This is a genomic window from Acaryochloris marina S15 (genome assembly GCF_018336915.1).
Lineage (GTDB): Bacteria > Cyanobacteriota > Cyanobacteriia > Thermosynechococcales > Thermosynechococcaceae > Acaryochloris > Acaryochloris marina_A.
The window spans coordinates 1,292,947-1,310,576 of record NZ_CP064923.1 but is presented as its reverse complement, the minus strand read 5'-3'; the positions used below and the strand labels follow the sequence as shown (position 1 = coordinate 1,310,576).

The window sequence follows — 17,630 nt, the reverse complement described above, 5'->3', positions numbered from 1 at the left end:
GCAACGAAAACGGAATTGATTATTCATAGAGGAAACAGCATGCCCCCTTTAATTGTGGCCACCCAAAACCCCGGCAAATTAAAAGAAATGCAGCAGCACCTAGCCGATTTGCCCTGGGACCTGCAGCTGATGCCCCCGGATCTGGAGATTGAAGAAACGGGCACCACCTTTAGGGAAAATGCCATTCTTAAAGCAACCCAGGTGGCTCAACACCTAGGGCAATGGGCCATTGCTGATGATTCAGGCTTAGAAGTTATGGCTCTGGATGGAGCACCCGGCCTTTACTCGGCTCGATACGGCAAAACGGATACAGATCGGATTCAGCGTCTGCTGACAGAACTCCAGGGGAAGGCCGATCGCAGTGCTCAATTTGTCTGTGTGATCGCGTTAGCCCGACCAGATGGTAGCGTCGCCTGCCAAGCGAAAGGGATTTGTCCAGGAGAAATCCTGCAAGCCCCTCAGGGAGAGGGAGGCTTTGGCTATGACCCCATTTTCTATGTTCCGTCTCAGCAGCAAACCTTTGCCGAACTATCGGCAGCCGCCAAACGCCAGATCAGCCATCGAGGGGAAGCCATCAAGGCCCTGATGCCTCAACTATTGGCCCTGGAGATCTAAGGTGAAATGACTAAATGCCACTCGGCATCCGTCTGTGTGAGGGTGGGCTGCGGGGTGTCCCCCACCACATAAGGCCCCCAGTATTTTTGCGATCCATCTAGGGCAAAGGCCATCAGGATATCGCCTTGGTAAAGCTGCATAGGGCCAGAGGGCAAGGAGACTTTGAGGCCGCCAATACTCCCTTCTTGGGGGGCAAAGTCCCAATGAACAGGCTCTTTAAAGTGCGGTGTTTCAGGAGGACTGGGATGGTTGGGATCGAGGTGGCTGCGCAGTACGATGCGAATGGGGAATTGGGTTTGATTACTAATGCGCAGGACATCGGTACGGGGGTCAATGGAAGGAGGCGGTTCTTTTTTGGCGATCACCTTCGGTCGGCCTTTAGCCATCGCATCTGGAACTGTCGGCTTGACTTCCAACACAGGCGGCGCTTTTTCAGCTGTGACTGACGGTTCAATCCAAATGCTGAAGTACAGCTGCGTTAACAATAGCGCCCCTGAACCACCTACAACTGCAGCTAGCACCATGGGTACGATTCCAGATTTCGAAGCCATCCTTTTTTGGCCTCCGTATATTGATGAGTTATCCTATCGCATTTTCTCCCTCCGCACATCCATCCGGAGGAATGCCTTAACGTCCTACCAGTCCTGTCCAAGCTAGAGCCATCACCATTGCAGCGGTAGCCCCAATCAACGTATTAATCCCATTCACCACTTCATTGGTGAGCCAATTGAACTGGGACTGCACCGTGGCTCCAATCACGCTTTCCAAATTGGTGGCAATAAAAGCTGCAATCACACACCAGACCACCCCGACCCCAGAGATTAAGCCCACTGCCCAGGCCAAGAGAGCAATCACCACCGAAGCCGCCATGCCAGCCACCGTCCCTTCTAAACTGACAGCCCCTTCAGTCCCCCGAGGTACAGGCCGCAATGTCGTAATCAGAAAAGTACGATTGCCATAGGCTTTACCAATTTCACTGGCAGTGGTATCAGACAGTTTGGTGCTGAAACCACTCACATAGCCCAAGCAAAACAAAGGTTGGTATTGCGGGAACACTAAAGTGGCTAGGGCACAGAGGGTAGAGCTAGCAGCAGACCCCCAGACATTTTCAGGCCCCCTAGCCCCAGAGCGCTTCTCAGCGATACCAGCGGCTTCTTTTTCCGCCATGCCGACTTTGGTGACTGCTGATCCAGCCAAAAAGTAGAATAGAACGACACCATATCCCGTCCAGCCCAAAACACCCCAGACAATTACCCCTAAAATCCAGGCATGGACTAGCCCTGCAGGCGTTAAAAGTTTGGAGACGAGTTTCCAGCCCACTAATCCCAACCCTGTATTTAACAAGGCTGCGAGTAGCCAGGGATTCAACTCTCCAATGGCATCAATAAAAGTCATTTTTGGGAAATATTTAACCTATGGACACACAACCGCCCACCACTGACTTCATCCTATTCCACCTCGCTTTTCCTGTCACGAATATCCCAGAGACAAAAGCCTTTTATCAGCAAGGTTTAGGATGTGAGTTGGGTCGAGAAAGTCCCCAGTCTCTGATCATGAGCCTCTATGGCCATCAGTTAGTGGCCCATGTCACTCACCAACCGCTAGAACCCCAAAAAGGTATCTATCCTAGACATTTTGGACTGGTCTTCTCTCAGGAATCAGCGTGGCAAGAACTAGTGGATCGAGCGGAAAAACATCAGCTAAGTTTTTACCAACCGCCACGATTACGCTTTCCAGATCAGGCTCTAGAGCATTTCACTGTTTTCCTAGAAGATCCGTTTCACAACTTGTTGGAGTTCAAGCATTACCGCAATTCAGACGTGATTTTCGGCGGCCATGAGTTCAAACAGATTGGAGATATGCCTTAGGTTTTGGCACTTTGAGTTTGAATGCGTTGGGCAAGATAACGTCGCCATCGACTCCAGCCAAATACCGCTGCAACCCCGATAATAATCGCCACAATACTAACTACACCGGCTTCCGGACCAAACGCCCCTCCCGTAATCCAAACCGGGCCGGTTACCCTATGGTCAATCCAATGAAAGCTAGTGAATCCGCTGACGGGAAAACCAAACACAACGCCTTCAAAGAAGTTCCAACCCGCATGAATGCCGAGGGGTAACCATAGTTGCTGGGTCACGAGCCAGGCAAAGGCCAGCCAAAGGCCAGCTAGAAAAATAATAATAGTGGAGAGGGCCCCGGCATTGGCATTACCGATGTGGCGAGCGGCAAAGAAAATTGAAGTTACAACAATGGCCAAGGCCAAATTGAACCCTTCCTTGATATTTTGGAGATAATAGCCACGATAGGTTAATTCCTCTTGCCAAGAGGGGCATAGCCCTAGGACTAATAAACCTGCCAAGGTCTCGGATACAACAGTCCCCATCGAGTCTTGTTGCCATCGATAGCCAATGAATTTCAGCCATCCAGCTTGGTATTCAACCGTATAAATACCTGCCATCAATACCCCAGCGAGCAAGAACCCAAACAGTAAATCCCACAACATCCAAACATTCACTTCTAAGCCGATGGAGTCGAAGGAGTGTCGATCGAGGTAGCGACGGGCTAGGAAAATGGAGAGGGTAGTTGCGGCGACGAATAGCAGCTTGTCAAAGATAAAGGCCTGTTGAGTGGCATCAGAGACATTTCGAAAAAAAATAAAGTGGAGAAAGATATATAAAACAAGCTCTAGCCCATTCTGGGTAAGAATTCGCCAGCCTGCTCGCAGCCTACGGGGGCGTCGACCAAAAAAGATAGTCCGAAGTTCAATACTCACAGGATGTACTGGACCTGCTGCTTAAATATTGAAGATATTTTTGAATATAAAGTCATAAATATGGGACTAATTATCCTGTAATAACCAGATTATCGCGATGGACGACGGTTTCTGCTCCAGCATATCCAAGTACCTGGGGAATATCTTCTGATTGACGCCCCTGAATGCGCTGCAGCTCATCACTACTATAGTTGACCAAGCCTCGTGCAATTTCTATGCCCGCAGAATCATGGAAACAAACCGCTTCTTGGCTTTGAAACTCTCCTTCAACCGCAGTAATACCCGCCGCTAGCAAGGATTTACCCAGCTTTGTAATTGCCTTCGCTGCTCCATCGTCCAAAATCAGTGTACCTGTCGGGACAAGGGCATGGGCAATCCAATGTTTACGGGCATTATGGGGCCGTGGATGAGGTTGAAATTGGGTGCCAAGCGATTCGCCAGCCAGAATCCGGGGAATATTCTCAGGGGTTTTGCCTTGGGTAATGACGGTACGAACACCCGCATTAGTTGCGATCGCAGCTGCGGAAATTTTGGTAGCCATGCCTCCCGTCCCCCACTGAGATCCCTGAGCGCCAGCATTGACATTTAGCGCAGTCAATTCCTCCATCCGCTCGACGGTGACAATGGGCTGGGCATCCGGCTGGGTACGTGGATCAGCCGAATAGAGGCGATCTACATCTGTGAGAATAAAGAGCCAGTCTGCCTGAACTAATCCTGCCACTAGGGCGGATAGGGTATCGTTATCTCCAAACCGAAGCAACTCATCCACAGCCACCGTATCGTTCTCGTTCACAATCGGTATCACACCTAATTTGAGCAGCTCTTGCAAGGTATTGGAGGCGTTGATATACCGACTGCGATCCGCTAAGTCTCCACGGGTCAGCAGGACCTGGGCAATGGGCTGTTGCAAACTAGTGAAAAAATCATCGTAGATGCGCATCAATCGCCCTTGACCGACTGCAGCGACAGCCTGCTTGAGGGCAACGACTTTGGGCCGTTCTGCTAACCCTAACCGTGCGCAGCCAATCCCGACGGCTCCAGAGGATACGAGAATCACTTGGTTGCCCGCTTGCCGCAGTTGGCTGAGGACTTCCACGAGGGATGCAATGGTCGCTAAAGCCAAATGCCCAGTGTCTGGGTTGGTTAAGCTGGAAGTGCCAATTTTAAGAACTAAGATTTTCGACATATAGTCTCTGATATTTTTTGGGGAAGACTAGACCCACAGATACCTAGGTTAAAAGAATATAGGTATCATGCCTTACTTACGTCATTTCTAACATTGCTCCGAGGCAAAGAGCGAATGAAGAAATTGAGGACATATCCATTTGCTCGTCCCATAGTGGTACTGGATATCTCAAGGCTAGTAGCTAGCAGATCAAACATGATAGATCGACTAAACTCACTTAATCTTGTCGCTTCGTTTCGGTTGACTCCTAAGTTAGGGTGGTTGGATGAAAGCCCACATCCTGAGTGATTTACATATTGAGTTTGAGGATTTCGCTCCTCCACCCACAGATGCAGATGTAGTCATTCTGGCGGGGGATATTCATGTGGGTAAAAAAAGCATTGAGTGGATAAAAACTAGATTCCCTGATCAGCCCGTTATTTATGTGCTTGGTAATCATGAGTACTACGGCAGGGCATTTCCAAAACACATCCATGATCTCAAGAAATTGGTCGAAGATACGAATATCCACCTTTTGGAAAACGATCGCTTAGTCATCAATGGCATGACATTTCTGGGGTGTACTTTATGGACAAACTTTAAATTGTTTGGTGAACCCAAAATCGCAGGCTACGAGGCAACTCAGACCATGACGGACTACCGTAAAATTCATGTGAGCCCGGACTATCGCAAGCTGCGATCCGTTGATACGGCGATCATTCATCAAAAATCCTTGAGCTGGTTATCTGAAGAGGTGAAACAGCTCAAAACAATGCAGAGCAAAGTTGTGATTGTGACCCACCATGCCCCCAGCAAACGTTCAATTCCCTATCACTACCAAGAGGATATGTTGAGCGCGGCCTATGCATCGCATCTAGATCCGTTTGTTGCCAACTCCCACGCAGCGGTATGGGTTCATGGCCATGTCCATTCAGCATATGACTATGCCATCGGCAACACGCGGGTAATTTGCAATCCCAGAGGCTATCCTGATGAACCCAATGAGCGTTTTATCCCAGATCTCGTGATTGAGATTTGACCGTCATCAGAGATGGTTTTAGATCACCCGCAGCAATCTTGCTCTCTACAATGGATTGAACCTATGGCTAATTCAGCACTGACGCTTCCCTATTTTGATCTGATTCTGAAACAACTCGATCAGGGCGACGCTATTTTTGAGCAAGCCTTTGGTCGCCATGTCCATTGGGGCTATTGGGCCAATCCAAACCAGGCTACCTATACGGCCAAGGATTATGGGGCTGCAGCGGAGCAGATGAGTGTTGAAATTTATTCTGCGGCTCAGGTTCAAGACCAGCAAACCATTTTGGATGTGGGTTGTGGCGTAGGGGGGACCTTAGCCAGCCTAAATGAGGGTTTCACGAATGTCAGCTTGTTGGGACTGAATCTGGATGAGCGCCAGCTTGCCTATGCCCAAGAAACGGTAACTGCTCGGCCAGAAAATACCATTGAATTTATCCAAGGGGATGCTTGTACACTGCCCTTTGCCGATCAATCGGTGGATGCGGTGTTAGCGGTTGAATGTATTTTTCATTTTTCTGATCGCAAGCAGTTTCTGCAGGAAGCATTTCGTGTGCTCAAACCAGGCGGTTGGTTAGCTATTTCTGATTTTGCACCATTTGAAATGGAAGGATGGCCCGCTTTTTTCTGGCAGTCAAATCCTGTCTTGCCCAGTTTCTATGGGTCGTTTGATGTGACTTATACTCTGCAAAAATACCGAGCGTTATCTGAGCAGGTTGGTTTTGGGGCGATGCAGTCCAGGGACGTGACTCAAAATACGCTGCCTACCTATGGATTTTTTCAGCGACTGCCCCTAGCTATCGAGATTTCACTGGATTTGTTACCTGCGATCGCACAGACACTACTTCTCGAAGGAACCAGTCGTTTGGGCCTACTACGCTACATGATTTTGTCTTGGCAAAAGCCACCAATCCTCTAGGGAATGCACCTATTAAATGCTAGGGCGACGGATCAGATTTCTGAAAATAACCTCTGGGGGTAATCATCCAATCCTTATGAAACCGAGTGGTGGCATTGCCGATGATCACGGTACTAAGCATGTCTACGGGTAAGGTGTCTAATTCAGCCAAAGTTCCCAAATGAGTAGTTTGGTCTGGACGATACACCGATCTCACCACTGCAACAGGCGTTTGCGGGTCTCGATGCTGCAAACAGATTTGCTGGGCTTTGAGCAAATGTTCGATTCGTTTTTGCGATCGCGGATTGTACAACGCCATCACAAAATCAGCAGCAGCAGCAGCTTCTAGTCGCTTTTCAATCACGGGCCAAGGCGTCAGTAAATCACTCAGGCTAATGGCACAAAAGTCATGCATAAGGGGCGTGCCCACCTGGGAGGCAGCCGCTTGCAAAGCAGAAATACCGGGAAAAATCTGAACGTTAGGGGTCTGTCCATCCCAATCGTTCTGCTGGAGCGCTTCCATCACTAAACCCGCCATGCCATAAATACCCGCATCACCAGAAGAGATCACTGCTACTGTCAGCCCCCACTGGGCTAAATCGATGGCTCGTTGGGCGCGTTGGCGTTCTTGGGTAATGGGGGACGGTTCAATGATTTGACCGGGACGAAACTGCGATCGCACCAAGTCCACATAGAGGGTATAACCAATCACTACATCTGCTTGGGTAATGGCAGTTTTGGCCGCAGGAGTCATTTGTTCCAGTGCACCAGGCCCTGTTCCCACTAGTAAAAGTTGCCCTGTACGCCCAGTATATTCTTGCTCAGCCTGGGCAATAGCAACGGTGACCGCTCCGGGTTGTGCCGGGTCTTTAAAGATTTGCTTCGTGACGAGAAGAGTATCTTGCTGGGCAGCCTTGAGGGCAGCGGCTTCAGCAACGCTAGGTGTCCCTACTTCGGTCTTAACGACATCAGAAGGTGTAGGGACTGAAATATTCTGTAAGTCTTCAGGGGAAAAGCATTGCAGAGGCCAGTTAGCCTGTTGACAGAGTTCGATTAATCCGACTTCATCAGCTTTCAGATCTAGGGTGGCAATCCCGGCAATCGCTTCCCCAGCGAGTTGATATTGTTCACAGACTTGGCGTAGGGCTTGCTCCATAAGCTGTCGGGAAGTGCCCCGCTCACAGCCCATCCCTACCCAGAGGACACGAGGATGCCATTGAACGGTGGCTTCGTCTGCAGATGGAGCTTTGGGGCTGATCCAAATTTGGGGAGATTCGGTATCGCTAACGAATTTATAGGTGTGAGATGGGGGTAAATGGGCTTGCCACAGTTCGGAGCCAGCGGCTTGATGAACGGTGATGGTCTCGCCACGGGCAATGGCTCCGGCAACGGCATTCCAGTCTCCTGCACTTCGTTGCCAGCCGAAGGGTACACCGAGGGTGTCGATGCTGGGCAGATTTGCGGCGTTGCTGGCCCCGGTGAGGATGGGGGTAGCTCCTATTTGTTGGGCTAGAAGTTGGGTAAGCTGATCGGCTCTACCGAGGTGACCACTGCAGAGGCTAATCACAAATTGGCCGGGTTCATCGAGGACAACGACGGCAGGATCTTGGGATTTATCGGTTAGGAGAGGAGCAATCAGACGAACGACGGCTCCGGTGGCAAGGCAGAAAATCAGACCCTGATGGTCGTTCCACAAGGTTTGGAGATGGTCTTTGAGAGGGCCTTTGTAGGCTTGGGTATTAGGTAGGTGAGCAAGGGAGGTAGGAACCCAGAGGGTGGCTCCAGTTTGTTGATAGAGGGGCTGAAGGGTGTGGATAGCGTTGGGGGTGGTAGCAAAGGCGGCTAAGGGCTGGAAGGCTTGCAATAAACGTTGACTCAAGTGGAATGCCTGCAGGTGGAAGTATAGGAGAAGTCTACTATGGCAAACAGAGAAAACTGTTTAGTTGATGTAGTTTCAGAATGGTCAAATTTTTTGAGGATATTGAGACACATCTGAGGAAAAGCTCATTATTCAATTTGGAGCCTGAATGCATGGACAATAGCATTCTGCCAACTCATCGAATCATGCCACAGTTCTGGAAACGATTTTCAATCTCTTTAAATTGGGTACTTTGGATGGAACGGCATACTGGCCATTTGTCCAATCCAAAAGCGAGCCATCCCCATGCTCATAGCCTTTTTGAATTTCACCTTCCATCTCCTCCTAGGGCTATTTGTGGCATTAATAGGCGTTGGTGCTTGTTATATCGGTTTCCGAGGGTTACAACTTACCGTCTTTGCACCCAACTACCATCCTCGGCGTAAGGGACAGATGATTGCCAGAGGCAAAGCCTGCGCAACCCATCCAAATGAAGTGCAAACAACACCCCTCAGCGAAACCTCTTGTATCGCCCATGAATTTTTTATCCTAGAGCCACGAAATAGTCATAAGGGGAGCACCTCCTATGCCTTTCTTCATCAGCAATCTCAGGGTCAGTGGAATCTGAGTATGCAAACGCCCAGAGGGCAAGTACAGATCAAACCCAGCGAATTAGATCTCGATCATATTCATTTTGAAGATCGCCAAACTTTGTGGAATGAATTTACTGAAACCCGATCCTTATCTTTTACTAGCCGAACAAGAAATTACTCTAAAGCACAAACTAACGGGTACCCGTCGAACCCTAATTTTGAGAGAAAAGGTCATTCGCAACGGGGATGCGATCCGAGTCTTGGGTCGTCAGAAGCATAATAATCGGCTGCCCTTACTGGAGGATGCCATTGTCACAGACAAACCCATAAGCAGAGTGATTTTGGAATCCTCTCTTGCTCTTGTCGCAGGCGTTTTTGCCCTTGGGCTTGGCATCAGCCTGATTAACTATGCATTCCGTTAAGGGATGACACGACTACTCACCCCCATCTCATAACTAGCGGTGGTGAACGATACCTCAAGACGGTTTCATTAATCTCTTTCTACGTGAAGTTTGGGGGCAGCGGTTTTACCCTATCCAAATGCCATGCATGTAGGTACTCAGTATCTGGCAGCCGTCATTGCCAAAAAGGAAGATTATATTCCTCAACACCAATCGTGCATATACTCCAGCTTGATCAACGATATTAAGCACTATGGAGTCAAGATATTGTCAGTGCGATCAACTTGGGCAAGTCAGAGGTAGAGCAAAAGGTTACTTTCATGCACAGGAACGATCAGGCATCCAATCATAAAAAGCTCAAACATCAAAAAAAGATAGGTGTCTGGAAAATTATTCCAGCATTAATTTTGCTGATCATCATTGAGTTGATTCTTCGAGAAAAAAGTGTTGAAAAAGACTTTGCAAGGCTGAAGAGCAGCGCTTCTCATCAAAAAAGGCAGGCTGTTGAAAATCTGGTTCGAGGATGTAGTGCTCAACAAGAGCATGAGCTGCCAACCTATCTATCAGAGCGGCTATTTGGTAATTGCCGCTCCTTAGTTGAAACGTCCTTAAAACAGGCCAAACTTAGCACGATAAACCTTCGTTTCACTGACCTTAGTGACGCTGATCTCAGTAGTGCTAATCTCCAAAATGCTGATCTGGGCTTTGCCAAACTCTATTTCACTAATCTCAGTCACACTAACCTAAACCATGCCGACTTAAGCAGTGCTTACCTGCACTTAGCCCAGTTCGAGCAAGCTAACCTGAGCAATGCCAATCTACACAGGGCTAACCTTCACAACGCCAATCTCTTCAAAACAAACCTCAGGAACGCTAATTTCCACAACACCATCCTCAGTAGTGCCAATCTAAGTAAAGCCGACCTAACGGGTGCAGATTTCAGTGATGTAGCCTTTCACAATGCCTACCTTTTTAAAGCCAACCTCACCAAGACAAATCTGAGTAAAGCCAGGTTTGGTGAAGCCCGCCTCAACAACGCCAACCTCACCAAGACAAATCTTAGCGGTGCTCATCTCAACAACGTTGACCTCTATCAAGCCACTCTGATTGGTGTCAAACTTGAACATGCCGATCTGCGGGGTGCTGATCTTCGCAGAGCTATTCTGTTAAGTACCGATTTTCGAAAGACCAAAAATCTTACTCAAGCGCAGTTAGAGGGAATAGTACATCCCAATCAATTGGAAGGAAAGATACATCCATTGATTTGCAATTCGCCACTCCCAAAAGGAATCAATATCGACATCAATAGAGACTGTAACAAGGTAGCTGCTGCTCTGTATAAGAACAATCCATCCAGCTTTAAAAAGCTAGAAGAGGCAGAAAAGTTTGTCAAAGAACAACAATTGCAGAAGTGGAATTAGGATTTTCGAGATCAGCTCTCCATTAGACCACTCGCAACTACTGTTAACTAAGCCTTCAGCCCCAGCTTTCATCTCAATTGACAGCAACTCGACAATACTCTGTGAAGCTGTAGTCGTAATTGTTGAAGAGAGTGAATATTAGATAATTCAAACATGTAGGTGATCGCATCTTCCGGAAACCATTACTATTTAAAGAGCCCAGTCATTGTTACCGATACTCCTATGACTCAATCGGCCTCTTCCACGTCACCCTCAACTGACTCACAACTCACTGCAGAGCAGCATCAGCAGAAAATGCAGCGCCGCAAACAGGTGCAAGATCAGCGGGTTGCCGAGCGATCGCAAGAGAAAGGCTTAGTCATTGTCCATACCGGAAATGGCAAAGGCAAAACCACCGCCGCCTTAGGAATGGTCATGCGTTCCCTCGGGCATGGCTATAAAGTCGCCATTGTTCAGTTCATCAAAGGCGCTTGGGAGCCTGCCGAAAAAGCTGTCCTAGGAAACTGGCCCGATCAGCTCGTATTTCATGCCATGGGCGAAGGATTTACTTGGGAAACCCAAGATCGCGAGCGCGATACCGCCAAAGCCAAAGCCGCCTGGGAACAAGCCTTAAGCTATATTCAAAATCCTGACTATCGCCTCGTTCTGTTGGACGAAGTCAACATTGCCCTCAAACATGGCTACTTAGATGTAGCCACAGTGGTTGCCGGGTTGGAAGCTAAGCCTGCCGACACCCACGTCATCCTCACCGGGCGAGGAGCCCCCAAAGAATTAATCGACCAGGCCGATTTAGTTACTGAGATGACCCTGGTCAAACATCCTTTCCGCGAACAAGGCGTGAAAGCCCAACCTGGTATCGAATTTTAGGAGGATCTCAATGGTACGGACAGTGGCACGGCCCACCCAAACGGTGGAGTTCGTCAAACAACCTCGCCCCTGGCGCAGCATCATGGCTGATGTCATTTTAGTGGGATTAGTGTCTGGCCCACTGGCCGCTCCCTTTCTGGCCTCAACCGAATTGCCCATTCTGCCCCAGATTGCCAGCATCATCTACTTTATGGGCGATCATGTCTGCCCTCAACCGGAGATGGGATTAGCCTTCATGCCGCCCTTCCTAATGGCTGTTTGTATGCGCTGTTTCGGCACCTTGATGGGGCTAGTGACAATGCGCTATCTGTTCTCGGTGAATCAAGGTCAAGCCTCTTATTGGCTCAATCGCTACGGTTTACCCGGCCTCATCCTCACCATTGGCCTCTGTTTAGTCTATCCTTTTGAACTCTATGCCCAATCTTGGGGTTGGTGGGAATACAACAACTTTATCGTCACAATTTTTGGCTTAGTTTCTGGCCTAGGACTTGGGGCCTATATCATGCCGCCCCTCCACCGCACTCCTCGGACTTAATAGCCAATTCTCCGCCTGCTGGCTATGTGGGGAAAGAATGACTCTCCTCAATCCCCAACCCTGCTCAGACAAATCGGTAGGTGCTTGGGCATTGTTTTATGTGCCTTGCTATTGAATGTCTCTAGCCTCTCCCCTGCTAGGGCAGAGCCAGTGACGATCAGTTTTTTGGTGGCTGCCTTCGAAGTCCCCATCTGGAAACCCCTGATCGCTGAATTCGAAGCCCAACACCCTGATATTCGCATTGAGGTCATTGAAGGCCCCAGCACCTCCAATATTGTCGAAGACCTCTACGTTTCGGCCTTTTTGTTGGGGAATGCCCCCTACGACTTGGTCTATATGGATATCACCTGGGTGGCTAAGTTTGCTGCTGCGGGTTGGTTGCAAGATCTATCACCAAGAGTCACTCCCGAACAAGAAGCCCAGTTTTTGCCAGGTGCCTGGGCAGGTGGCAAATTTCAAAATAAACTCTATCGCTACCCTGCTGTCCGAGCGGATGTGGGGGCGTTGTATTATCGCCAAGACTTGCTCGATCAGTATGGCTACGCTCCCCCTGACACCTTTACTGATTTAATCCAGATTTCCCAAGCTCTGCAAGCTCAGGGGACTCCTTGGGGCTATTTATGGCCGGGGAAACAAACCGAAGGCACAACGGCCATGTTCCTAGAGGTTTTGTCAGGGTTTGGTGGGTATTGGATTGATCCTGAGACTTTGGCAGTGGGGTTGGATACGGAAGATGCGATCGCAGCCCTAGACTTCCTCGTCAACACCCTCAAACAGGGCCTCTCACCACCCGGAACGGTCAGCTATCAAGAAGAAGAAAACCGTCGTCTATTTCAAAATGGTCAAGCGGTATTCATGCGCAACTGGCCCTATGCCTGGTCTCTCATCAACGCCCCCACCTCACCAGTTCAAGGCAAAGTAGGTATTCATCCCCTGATATCTCAATCTGGACAATTGGCACGCGCCTGCCAAGGCGGTTGGGGATGGGGGATTTCCACCACCAGTCCACATCCTGAAGCAGCCTGGCAAGTCATTCAGTTTTTCTCCAGCGAAGCGGCTCAAAGGCAGGTCGTCCAAAAGTTTGGATATCTCCCCACTCTCAAATCGCTCTATGCCGATCCAGATATTTTGGCGAAATATCCCCACTTCGCAATGCTCCGGGACATTCAAGAACAGACCGTGTTGCGCCCTGCCATTGCCCAATACGACCAAGCCTCCGACATTCTGCAACGGTATCTCAATGCAGCCTTTACCCAACAGCTCAGCCCCCAGGCTGCGATGGCTGCTGCCGCCCGCGAGACCCGTCAATTACTAGCTCCCTAATTTCCAGACAAGCCACAGTTCAAGAACACAAAGCCCAGACAGATCACAATAGACTAAGACGATAGGCCCCATCTAAACTATCGTGACTTCAGACCCTAAAGCAGTAGAACAATATCTCCACGAACATATTCCGATTTCGGCAGCAATGGCGGTGACCGTTAGTGCCCTACATCCATCCGTCGTCTTATCAGTTCCTCTGCAACCGAATATTAATCATCGCCAAACCGGTTTCGGTGGCAGTATCTCAACCCTAGCGATTTTGGCAGCATGGACCTTCGTCCATACTCAGCTTCAACCCTTGTCAAATCCCTACAGAATCGTCATTCAAGATAACAGCGTGAAATATTTTCAGCCTGTCACCAGTGACTTTGAGGCACGATGCTCACCCCCCTCAGCAGAGACCTGGCAGCGATTCCTCAAAATCCTGCAAAGAAAAGGCAAAAGTCGCATCAAACTAGCGGTCGAAGTCTATGCAGAGGAGCAATTAGTCGCCACATTTTTAGGTAACTACGTCGCTCTAGATATTCATTCAACTTCATAGCCATAGGAAGGATCACCCTCAAGCAGATGTTAGGTCGGCCTCTATGCTTATAACTCCATTCAAGGTATAAAGAGAAAGCGAAACACTAAGCATTTCAGCCACTCATCAAAATTTATGTAGACACGAACTCATTCGTAGTCTATGATGATTAATCGGTGCTTGTGCAGGATACTGGGTTCCGAAAATAACCCAAGTCCGTAAGACCGAGAAGCAAATTTACGCTTCTGTTGTTTCTACAATTAACTTGCTTCTCAGATTGGCGTTAACTCTAATGTCTTCCTGGCTTAGAGTTTCGGCAATATTGCGTCTTCATGGCGGCCTGGGGTCAATTTTTTTGTTTTATAGGGGTTTCCCTATTGTGTTTAGGTAAGGGAGTCTGCTCACTGTGTCTGTCGGTATTTTAGGAACAAAGCTGGGAATGACCCAGGTTTTTGATGAAGCGGGTCGTGCGATTCCAGTCACCGTCGTCCAGGCGGGTCCTTGTCCGGTCACCCAGATCAAAACAGCCCAAACGGATGGCTACACAGCCATTCAAATTGGCTATGGCAGCACTACCGAAAAAGCATTAACGCGCCCTGAATTGGGTCACCTCAAGAAATCAGATTCAACCCCGCAGCGTCATCTTCATGAATATCGGTTGGCCGATGTTAGTGAATTTGAACTAGGTCAAAATATTTCCGCGGACCGTTTTTCGGAAGGTCAGCTGGTTGATGTCTCCGGCACCAGTATTGGCCGTGGTTTCGCCGGCTACCAAAAACGCCACAATTTCAGACGAGGCCCCATGGGTCACGGTTCTAAAAACCATCGCGCCCCAGGTTCAACCGGTGCAGGTACTACCCCAGGTCGCATCTATCCCGGCAAGCGAATGGCCGGACAAATGGGGAACGTCAAAAAGACCATTCGTAAATTGACCGTTGTGCGAGTAGATGCTGAGCGCAACGTTTTGTTGATCAAGGGTTCAGTTCCCGGCAAGCCCGGTGCTTTACTCAACATTCAGCCTGCAACCATTGTTGGCAAAAGCTAGTTTTGTGCCGAATGCCTAAAGACGCCTACAGAGAAAGAACATGGTTAATTGTGTAGTAAGAAATTGGCAAGGAGAGGACGCAGGTCAAGCAGAACTTGATCTGAAAGTTGCCAACGAAGAGAATGCGGCCCATATCGTTCACCGCGCCCTCCGTCGTCAAATGAACAATGCCCGCCAGGGAACCGCCTCCAGTAAAACCCGTGCTGAAGTTCGCGGGGGTGGACGTAAGCCCTGGCGACAAAAAGGTACAGGTCGTGCCCGTGCCGGTTCGAGTCGTTCTCCCCTCTGGCGAGGTGGTGGTGTTATCTTTGGCCCTAAGCCTCGAAGCTATTCCACCAAGATGAACCGCAAAGAGCGACGGTTAGCCTTGAGAACAGCCTTTACTAGCCGAACAGAAGACTTGGTTGTAGTAGAAGATTTCGGTGATAACCTCTCTCGGCCCAAAACTAAAGACTTGCTAGAAGCAATGGGTCGCTGGGGTGTAGCTGCTGGCTCTAAAACGCTGCTGATTCTGGCAGACAAGCATGACACCATCTATCTTTCTGCCCGCAATGTAGAAAAGCTGAAGCTAATCCTAGCTAGCAACTTAAATGTCTACGATTTGCTCGCAGCAGATCAGATTGTGGTAACCCAATCTGCGATCGCAAAAATTCAGGAGGTTTACAGTGACTAAGGTAAAACCCACCAGTTTGGCCGACTTAATCCGGCGGCCTATCGTTACTGAAAAAGCCACCTTACTTCTGGAAAACAACCAGTATGTATTTGAGGTCGATCCCAGAGCGACCAAACCTCAAATCAGAGCTGCGATTGAAGAGCTGTTTGAAGTCAAAGTAACAGGTATTTCCACCAGCAATATGCCAGCCAAAAAGAAGCGTGTCGGCAAATTCATGGGTCACAAAGCTCAATACAAGCGAGCCATCGTCACCCTTGCACCGGAATTCACCATTAACCTGTTCCCAGAAGTTTAAGTGCCACTCTCTGACGTCTTTCTTGAAGTGATATAGCAATGGGCATCCGCTATTACAGACCTTATACCGCTGGAACTCGCCAAAAAACGAGTTCTGATTTCGCTGAGATCACCCGTGATCGGCCCGAAAAGTCCTTGGTCAAATCCAAGCATCGAGCCAAAGGTCGCAACAACCGAGGAGTCATTACCAGTCGGCGACGAGGGGGCGGTCACAAGCGTCGCTATCGGATCATCGACTTCTATCGCAACAAGCTAGGAGTCCCCGGCACCATCGCCACCGTCGAATATGATCCCAACCGCAATGCTCGCATTGCCTTGGTCAACTACAAAGATGGTGAGAAACGTTATATTCTCCATCCTCGTAATATGCAGGTCGGCACCACTATCGTAGCTGGCCCCGATTCTCCCATTGAGGTGGGCAACGCCCTTCCCCTAGAGAGAATCCCCCTAGGTACAGAAGTCCACAATGTTGAGCTACTTCCCGGCAAAGGCGGCCAATTGGTCCGTGCTGCTGGTGCTATGGCTCAAGTGGTTGCCAAAGAAGGGAAGATGGTTACCCTAAAGCTACCTTCTGGTGAAGTTCGTCTTTTCCAGAAAGGATGCTATGCAACTATCGGTCAAGTCGGAAACGTCGAGTCCAACAACATCACTATCGGTAAAGCCGGTCGAAATCGTTGGAAAGCTCGCCGTCCGAAAGTGAGAGGATCCGTCATGAACCCCGTGGATCACCCTCATGGTGGGGGTGAAGGACGCGCACCGATTGGTCGCAGCGGTCCTGTAACACCTTGGGGTAAACCCACCTTGGGCTATAAGACCCGGAAAAAGAAGAAGCAGAGCAACAAACTGATTGTCCGTCGTCGTCGCCGTTCTTCCAAGCGAAGTCGGGGTGGACGCCAGTCTTAATCTACCGTTTGCAGTTTATTTGACGTTTCATTCACTCAACCATGTCTCGCTCTCTGAAAAAAGGCCCCTTCGTCGCTGACCATCTTTTAACCAAGGTGGAAAACCTCAACGAAAAAGGCGAAAAGCAAGTTATCAAAACCTGGTCACGGGCATCCACCATCATCCCGCAAATGATCGGTCACACCATTGCCGTTCACAATGGCCGTCAGCACGTACCGGTTTACGTCAGTGAACAGATGGTGGGACATAAATTGGGTGAGTTTGCCCCCACTCGCACCTTTAAAAGCCATTCCAAAGGCGATAAAAAAGCACGGATGTAGGATAAAGCGATGACAACGCAACTTAAAGATATCAACGGCGCTTACGCCAAAGCTAAATATATCCGCATGTCTCCTCGGAAAGTGCGCCGGGTTCTGGATCAAATTCGAGGCCGGAGCTATCGAGAAGCCCTAATTGTTCTCGAATTTATGCCTTACCGAGCCTGTGAGCCAGTCTTAAAGGTGTTACGTTCAGCGGTTGCTAATGCCGAGACCAATCGCGGATTGGACCCTGTAGATCTCGTGATCAGTCACGCCTGTGCAGACCAAGGTCCTCGTTTAAAGCGGTTTCGCCCTCGTGCCCAAGGACGAGCCTATCAAATTCAAAAGCCAACTTGCCATATCACCATTGCGGTGAGTGCCGAGGCCAGCTAGTCACCTTTATTGA

Annotated in this window: 21 protein-coding genes; 16 read left to right on the top strand and 5 right to left on the bottom strand. The window is 49.3% G+C overall.

What is annotated here, in order from left to right:
* Nucleotides 1-39: 39 nt before the first annotated feature.
* The gene (gene rdgB / locus I1H34_RS06790; RefSeq protein WP_212664933.1) at nucleotides 40-615 is read left to right on the top strand and encodes an RdgB/HAM1 family non-canonical purine NTP pyrophosphatase; all 576 of its coding nucleotides are present in this window, start codon (nucleotides 40-42) and stop codon (nucleotides 613-615) included.
* Here the strand turns inward: rdgB and I1H34_RS06785 are convergent.
* Together I1H34_RS06785 and I1H34_RS06780 are read right to left on the bottom strand one after the other, a co-directional pair.
* Nucleotides 612-1,139: a hypothetical protein gene (locus I1H34_RS06785; protein WP_249369870.1), complete on the bottom strand. Its 528-nt coding sequence runs from the start codon at nucleotides 1,137-1,139 to the stop codon at nucleotides 612-614. The two genes, rdgB and I1H34_RS06785, sit on opposite strands and share 4 nt — an antisense overlap.
* Nucleotides 1,140-1,242: 103 nt before the next feature.
* Entirely contained in the window at nucleotides 1,243-2,010 is a 768-nt protein-coding gene (locus I1H34_RS06780) for a TIGR00297 family protein (RefSeq protein WP_212664931.1), read from the bottom strand.
* Between the two features lie 20 nt (nucleotides 2,011-2,030).
* Between I1H34_RS06780 and I1H34_RS06775 the strand changes: the two genes are divergently transcribed.
* Entirely contained in the window at nucleotides 2,031-2,483 is a 453-nt protein-coding gene (locus I1H34_RS06775; protein ID WP_212664930.1) for a VOC family protein, read from the top strand.
* On the opposite strand, the gene I1H34_RS06770 is transcribed toward I1H34_RS06775, so the two are convergent.
* Together I1H34_RS06770 and proB are read right to left on the bottom strand one after the other, a co-directional pair.
* Nucleotides 2,480-3,391 carry a CPBP family intramembrane glutamic endopeptidase gene (locus I1H34_RS06770; protein ID WP_212664929.1) on the bottom strand — a complete coding sequence of 304 codons (912 nt, stop codon included), beginning with the start codon at nucleotides 3,389-3,391 and terminating at the stop codon, nucleotides 2,480-2,482. The genes I1H34_RS06775 and I1H34_RS06770 overlap by 4 nt on opposite strands.
* A 70-nt stretch (nucleotides 3,392-3,461) precedes the next feature.
* Nucleotides 3,462-4,577, bottom strand: coding sequence for a glutamate 5-kinase (gene proB, locus I1H34_RS06765; protein WP_212664928.1), 1,116 nt, complete (start codon nucleotides 4,575-4,577; stop codon nucleotides 3,462-3,464).
* Between the two features lie 265 nt (nucleotides 4,578-4,842).
* On the opposite strand from proB, the gene I1H34_RS06760 reads away from it, so the two are divergent.
* Nucleotides 4,843-5,595, top strand: a complete 753-nt coding sequence (locus tag I1H34_RS06760; RefSeq protein ID WP_212664927.1) for a metallophosphoesterase — start codon at nucleotides 4,843-4,845, stop codon at nucleotides 5,593-5,595.
* Between the two features lie 63 nt (nucleotides 5,596-5,658).
* Nucleotides 5,659-6,513, top strand: coding sequence for a class I SAM-dependent methyltransferase (locus tag I1H34_RS06755; protein ID WP_212664926.1), 855 nt, complete (start codon nucleotides 5,659-5,661; stop codon nucleotides 6,511-6,513).
* 19 nt (nucleotides 6,514-6,532) lie between these two features.
* On the opposite strand, the gene cobJ is transcribed toward I1H34_RS06755, so the two are convergent.
* Nucleotides 6,533-8,371, bottom strand: coding sequence for a precorrin-3B C(17)-methyltransferase (cobJ, locus tag I1H34_RS06750; protein WP_212664925.1), 1,839 nt, complete (start codon nucleotides 8,369-8,371; stop codon nucleotides 6,533-6,535).
* Nucleotides 8,372-9,068: 697 nt separating this feature from the next.
* On the opposite strand from cobJ, the gene I1H34_RS06745 reads away from it, so the two are divergent.
* From I1H34_RS06745 to rplV, 12 genes are all read left to right on the top strand, one after another.
* Nucleotides 9,069-9,365 (top strand): hypothetical protein, encoded by a 297-nt coding sequence (locus I1H34_RS06745; protein WP_212664924.1) that lies wholly within the window; start codon nucleotides 9,069-9,071, stop codon nucleotides 9,363-9,365.
* A 299-nt stretch (nucleotides 9,366-9,664) separates the two neighbouring features.
* The gene (locus I1H34_RS06740) at nucleotides 9,665-10,765 is read left to right on the top strand and encodes a pentapeptide repeat-containing protein (RefSeq protein ID WP_212664923.1); all 1,101 of its coding nucleotides are present in this window, start codon (nucleotides 9,665-9,667) and stop codon (nucleotides 10,763-10,765) included.
* 222 nt (nucleotides 10,766-10,987) lie between these two features.
* On the top strand, nucleotides 10,988-11,632 hold the full coding sequence (gene cobO, locus I1H34_RS06735; RefSeq protein WP_212664922.1) for a cob(I)yrinic acid a,c-diamide adenosyltransferase: 645 nt from the start codon (nucleotides 10,988-10,990) through the stop codon (nucleotides 11,630-11,632).
* Between the two features lie 10 nt (nucleotides 11,633-11,642).
* The gene (locus I1H34_RS06730; protein WP_212664921.1) at nucleotides 11,643-12,167 is read left to right on the top strand and encodes a DUF2085 domain-containing protein; all 525 of its coding nucleotides are present in this window, start codon (nucleotides 11,643-11,645) and stop codon (nucleotides 12,165-12,167) included.
* Nucleotides 12,168-12,191: 24 nt separating this feature from the next.
* Nucleotides 12,192-13,490: an ABC transporter substrate-binding protein gene (locus I1H34_RS06725; protein ID WP_212664920.1), complete on the top strand. Its 1,299-nt coding sequence runs from the start codon at nucleotides 12,192-12,194 to the stop codon at nucleotides 13,488-13,490.
* Nucleotides 13,491-13,572: 82 nt separating this feature from the next.
* Nucleotides 13,573-14,031 (top strand): YiiD C-terminal domain-containing protein, encoded by a 459-nt coding sequence (locus tag I1H34_RS06720; RefSeq protein WP_212664919.1) that lies wholly within the window; start codon nucleotides 13,573-13,575, stop codon nucleotides 14,029-14,031.
* Between the two features lie 385 nt (nucleotides 14,032-14,416).
* Complete coding sequence (rplC, locus tag I1H34_RS06715; RefSeq protein ID WP_212664918.1) at nucleotides 14,417-15,055, top strand: 50S ribosomal protein L3; 639 nt, start codon at nucleotides 14,417-14,419, stop codon at nucleotides 15,053-15,055.
* A gap of 40 nt (nucleotides 15,056-15,095) precedes the next feature.
* Nucleotides 15,096-15,728 (top strand): 50S ribosomal protein L4, encoded by a 633-nt coding sequence (rplD, locus tag I1H34_RS06710; protein WP_212664917.1) that lies wholly within the window; start codon nucleotides 15,096-15,098, stop codon nucleotides 15,726-15,728.
* On the top strand, nucleotides 15,721-16,023 hold the full coding sequence (locus tag I1H34_RS06705) for a 50S ribosomal protein L23 (RefSeq protein ID WP_212664916.1): 303 nt from the start codon (nucleotides 15,721-15,723) through the stop codon (nucleotides 16,021-16,023). Before rplD ends, I1H34_RS06705 begins: the two co-directional genes overlap by 8 nt.
* A gap of 38 nt (nucleotides 16,024-16,061) precedes the next feature.
* The gene (gene rplB / locus I1H34_RS06700) at nucleotides 16,062-16,925 is read left to right on the top strand and encodes a 50S ribosomal protein L2 (RefSeq protein WP_212664915.1); all 864 of its coding nucleotides are present in this window, start codon (nucleotides 16,062-16,064) and stop codon (nucleotides 16,923-16,925) included.
* 41 nt (nucleotides 16,926-16,966) lie between these two features.
* Entirely contained in the window at nucleotides 16,967-17,245 is a 279-nt protein-coding gene (rpsS, locus tag I1H34_RS06695; RefSeq protein WP_010469318.1) for a 30S ribosomal protein S19, read from the top strand.
* Nucleotides 17,246-17,254: 9 nt separating this feature from the next.
* Nucleotides 17,255-17,617 (top strand): 50S ribosomal protein L22, encoded by a 363-nt coding sequence (rplV, locus tag I1H34_RS06690; RefSeq protein ID WP_212664914.1) that lies wholly within the window; start codon nucleotides 17,255-17,257, stop codon nucleotides 17,615-17,617.
* The last annotated feature ends 13 nt before the right edge of the window (nucleotides 17,618-17,630 follow it).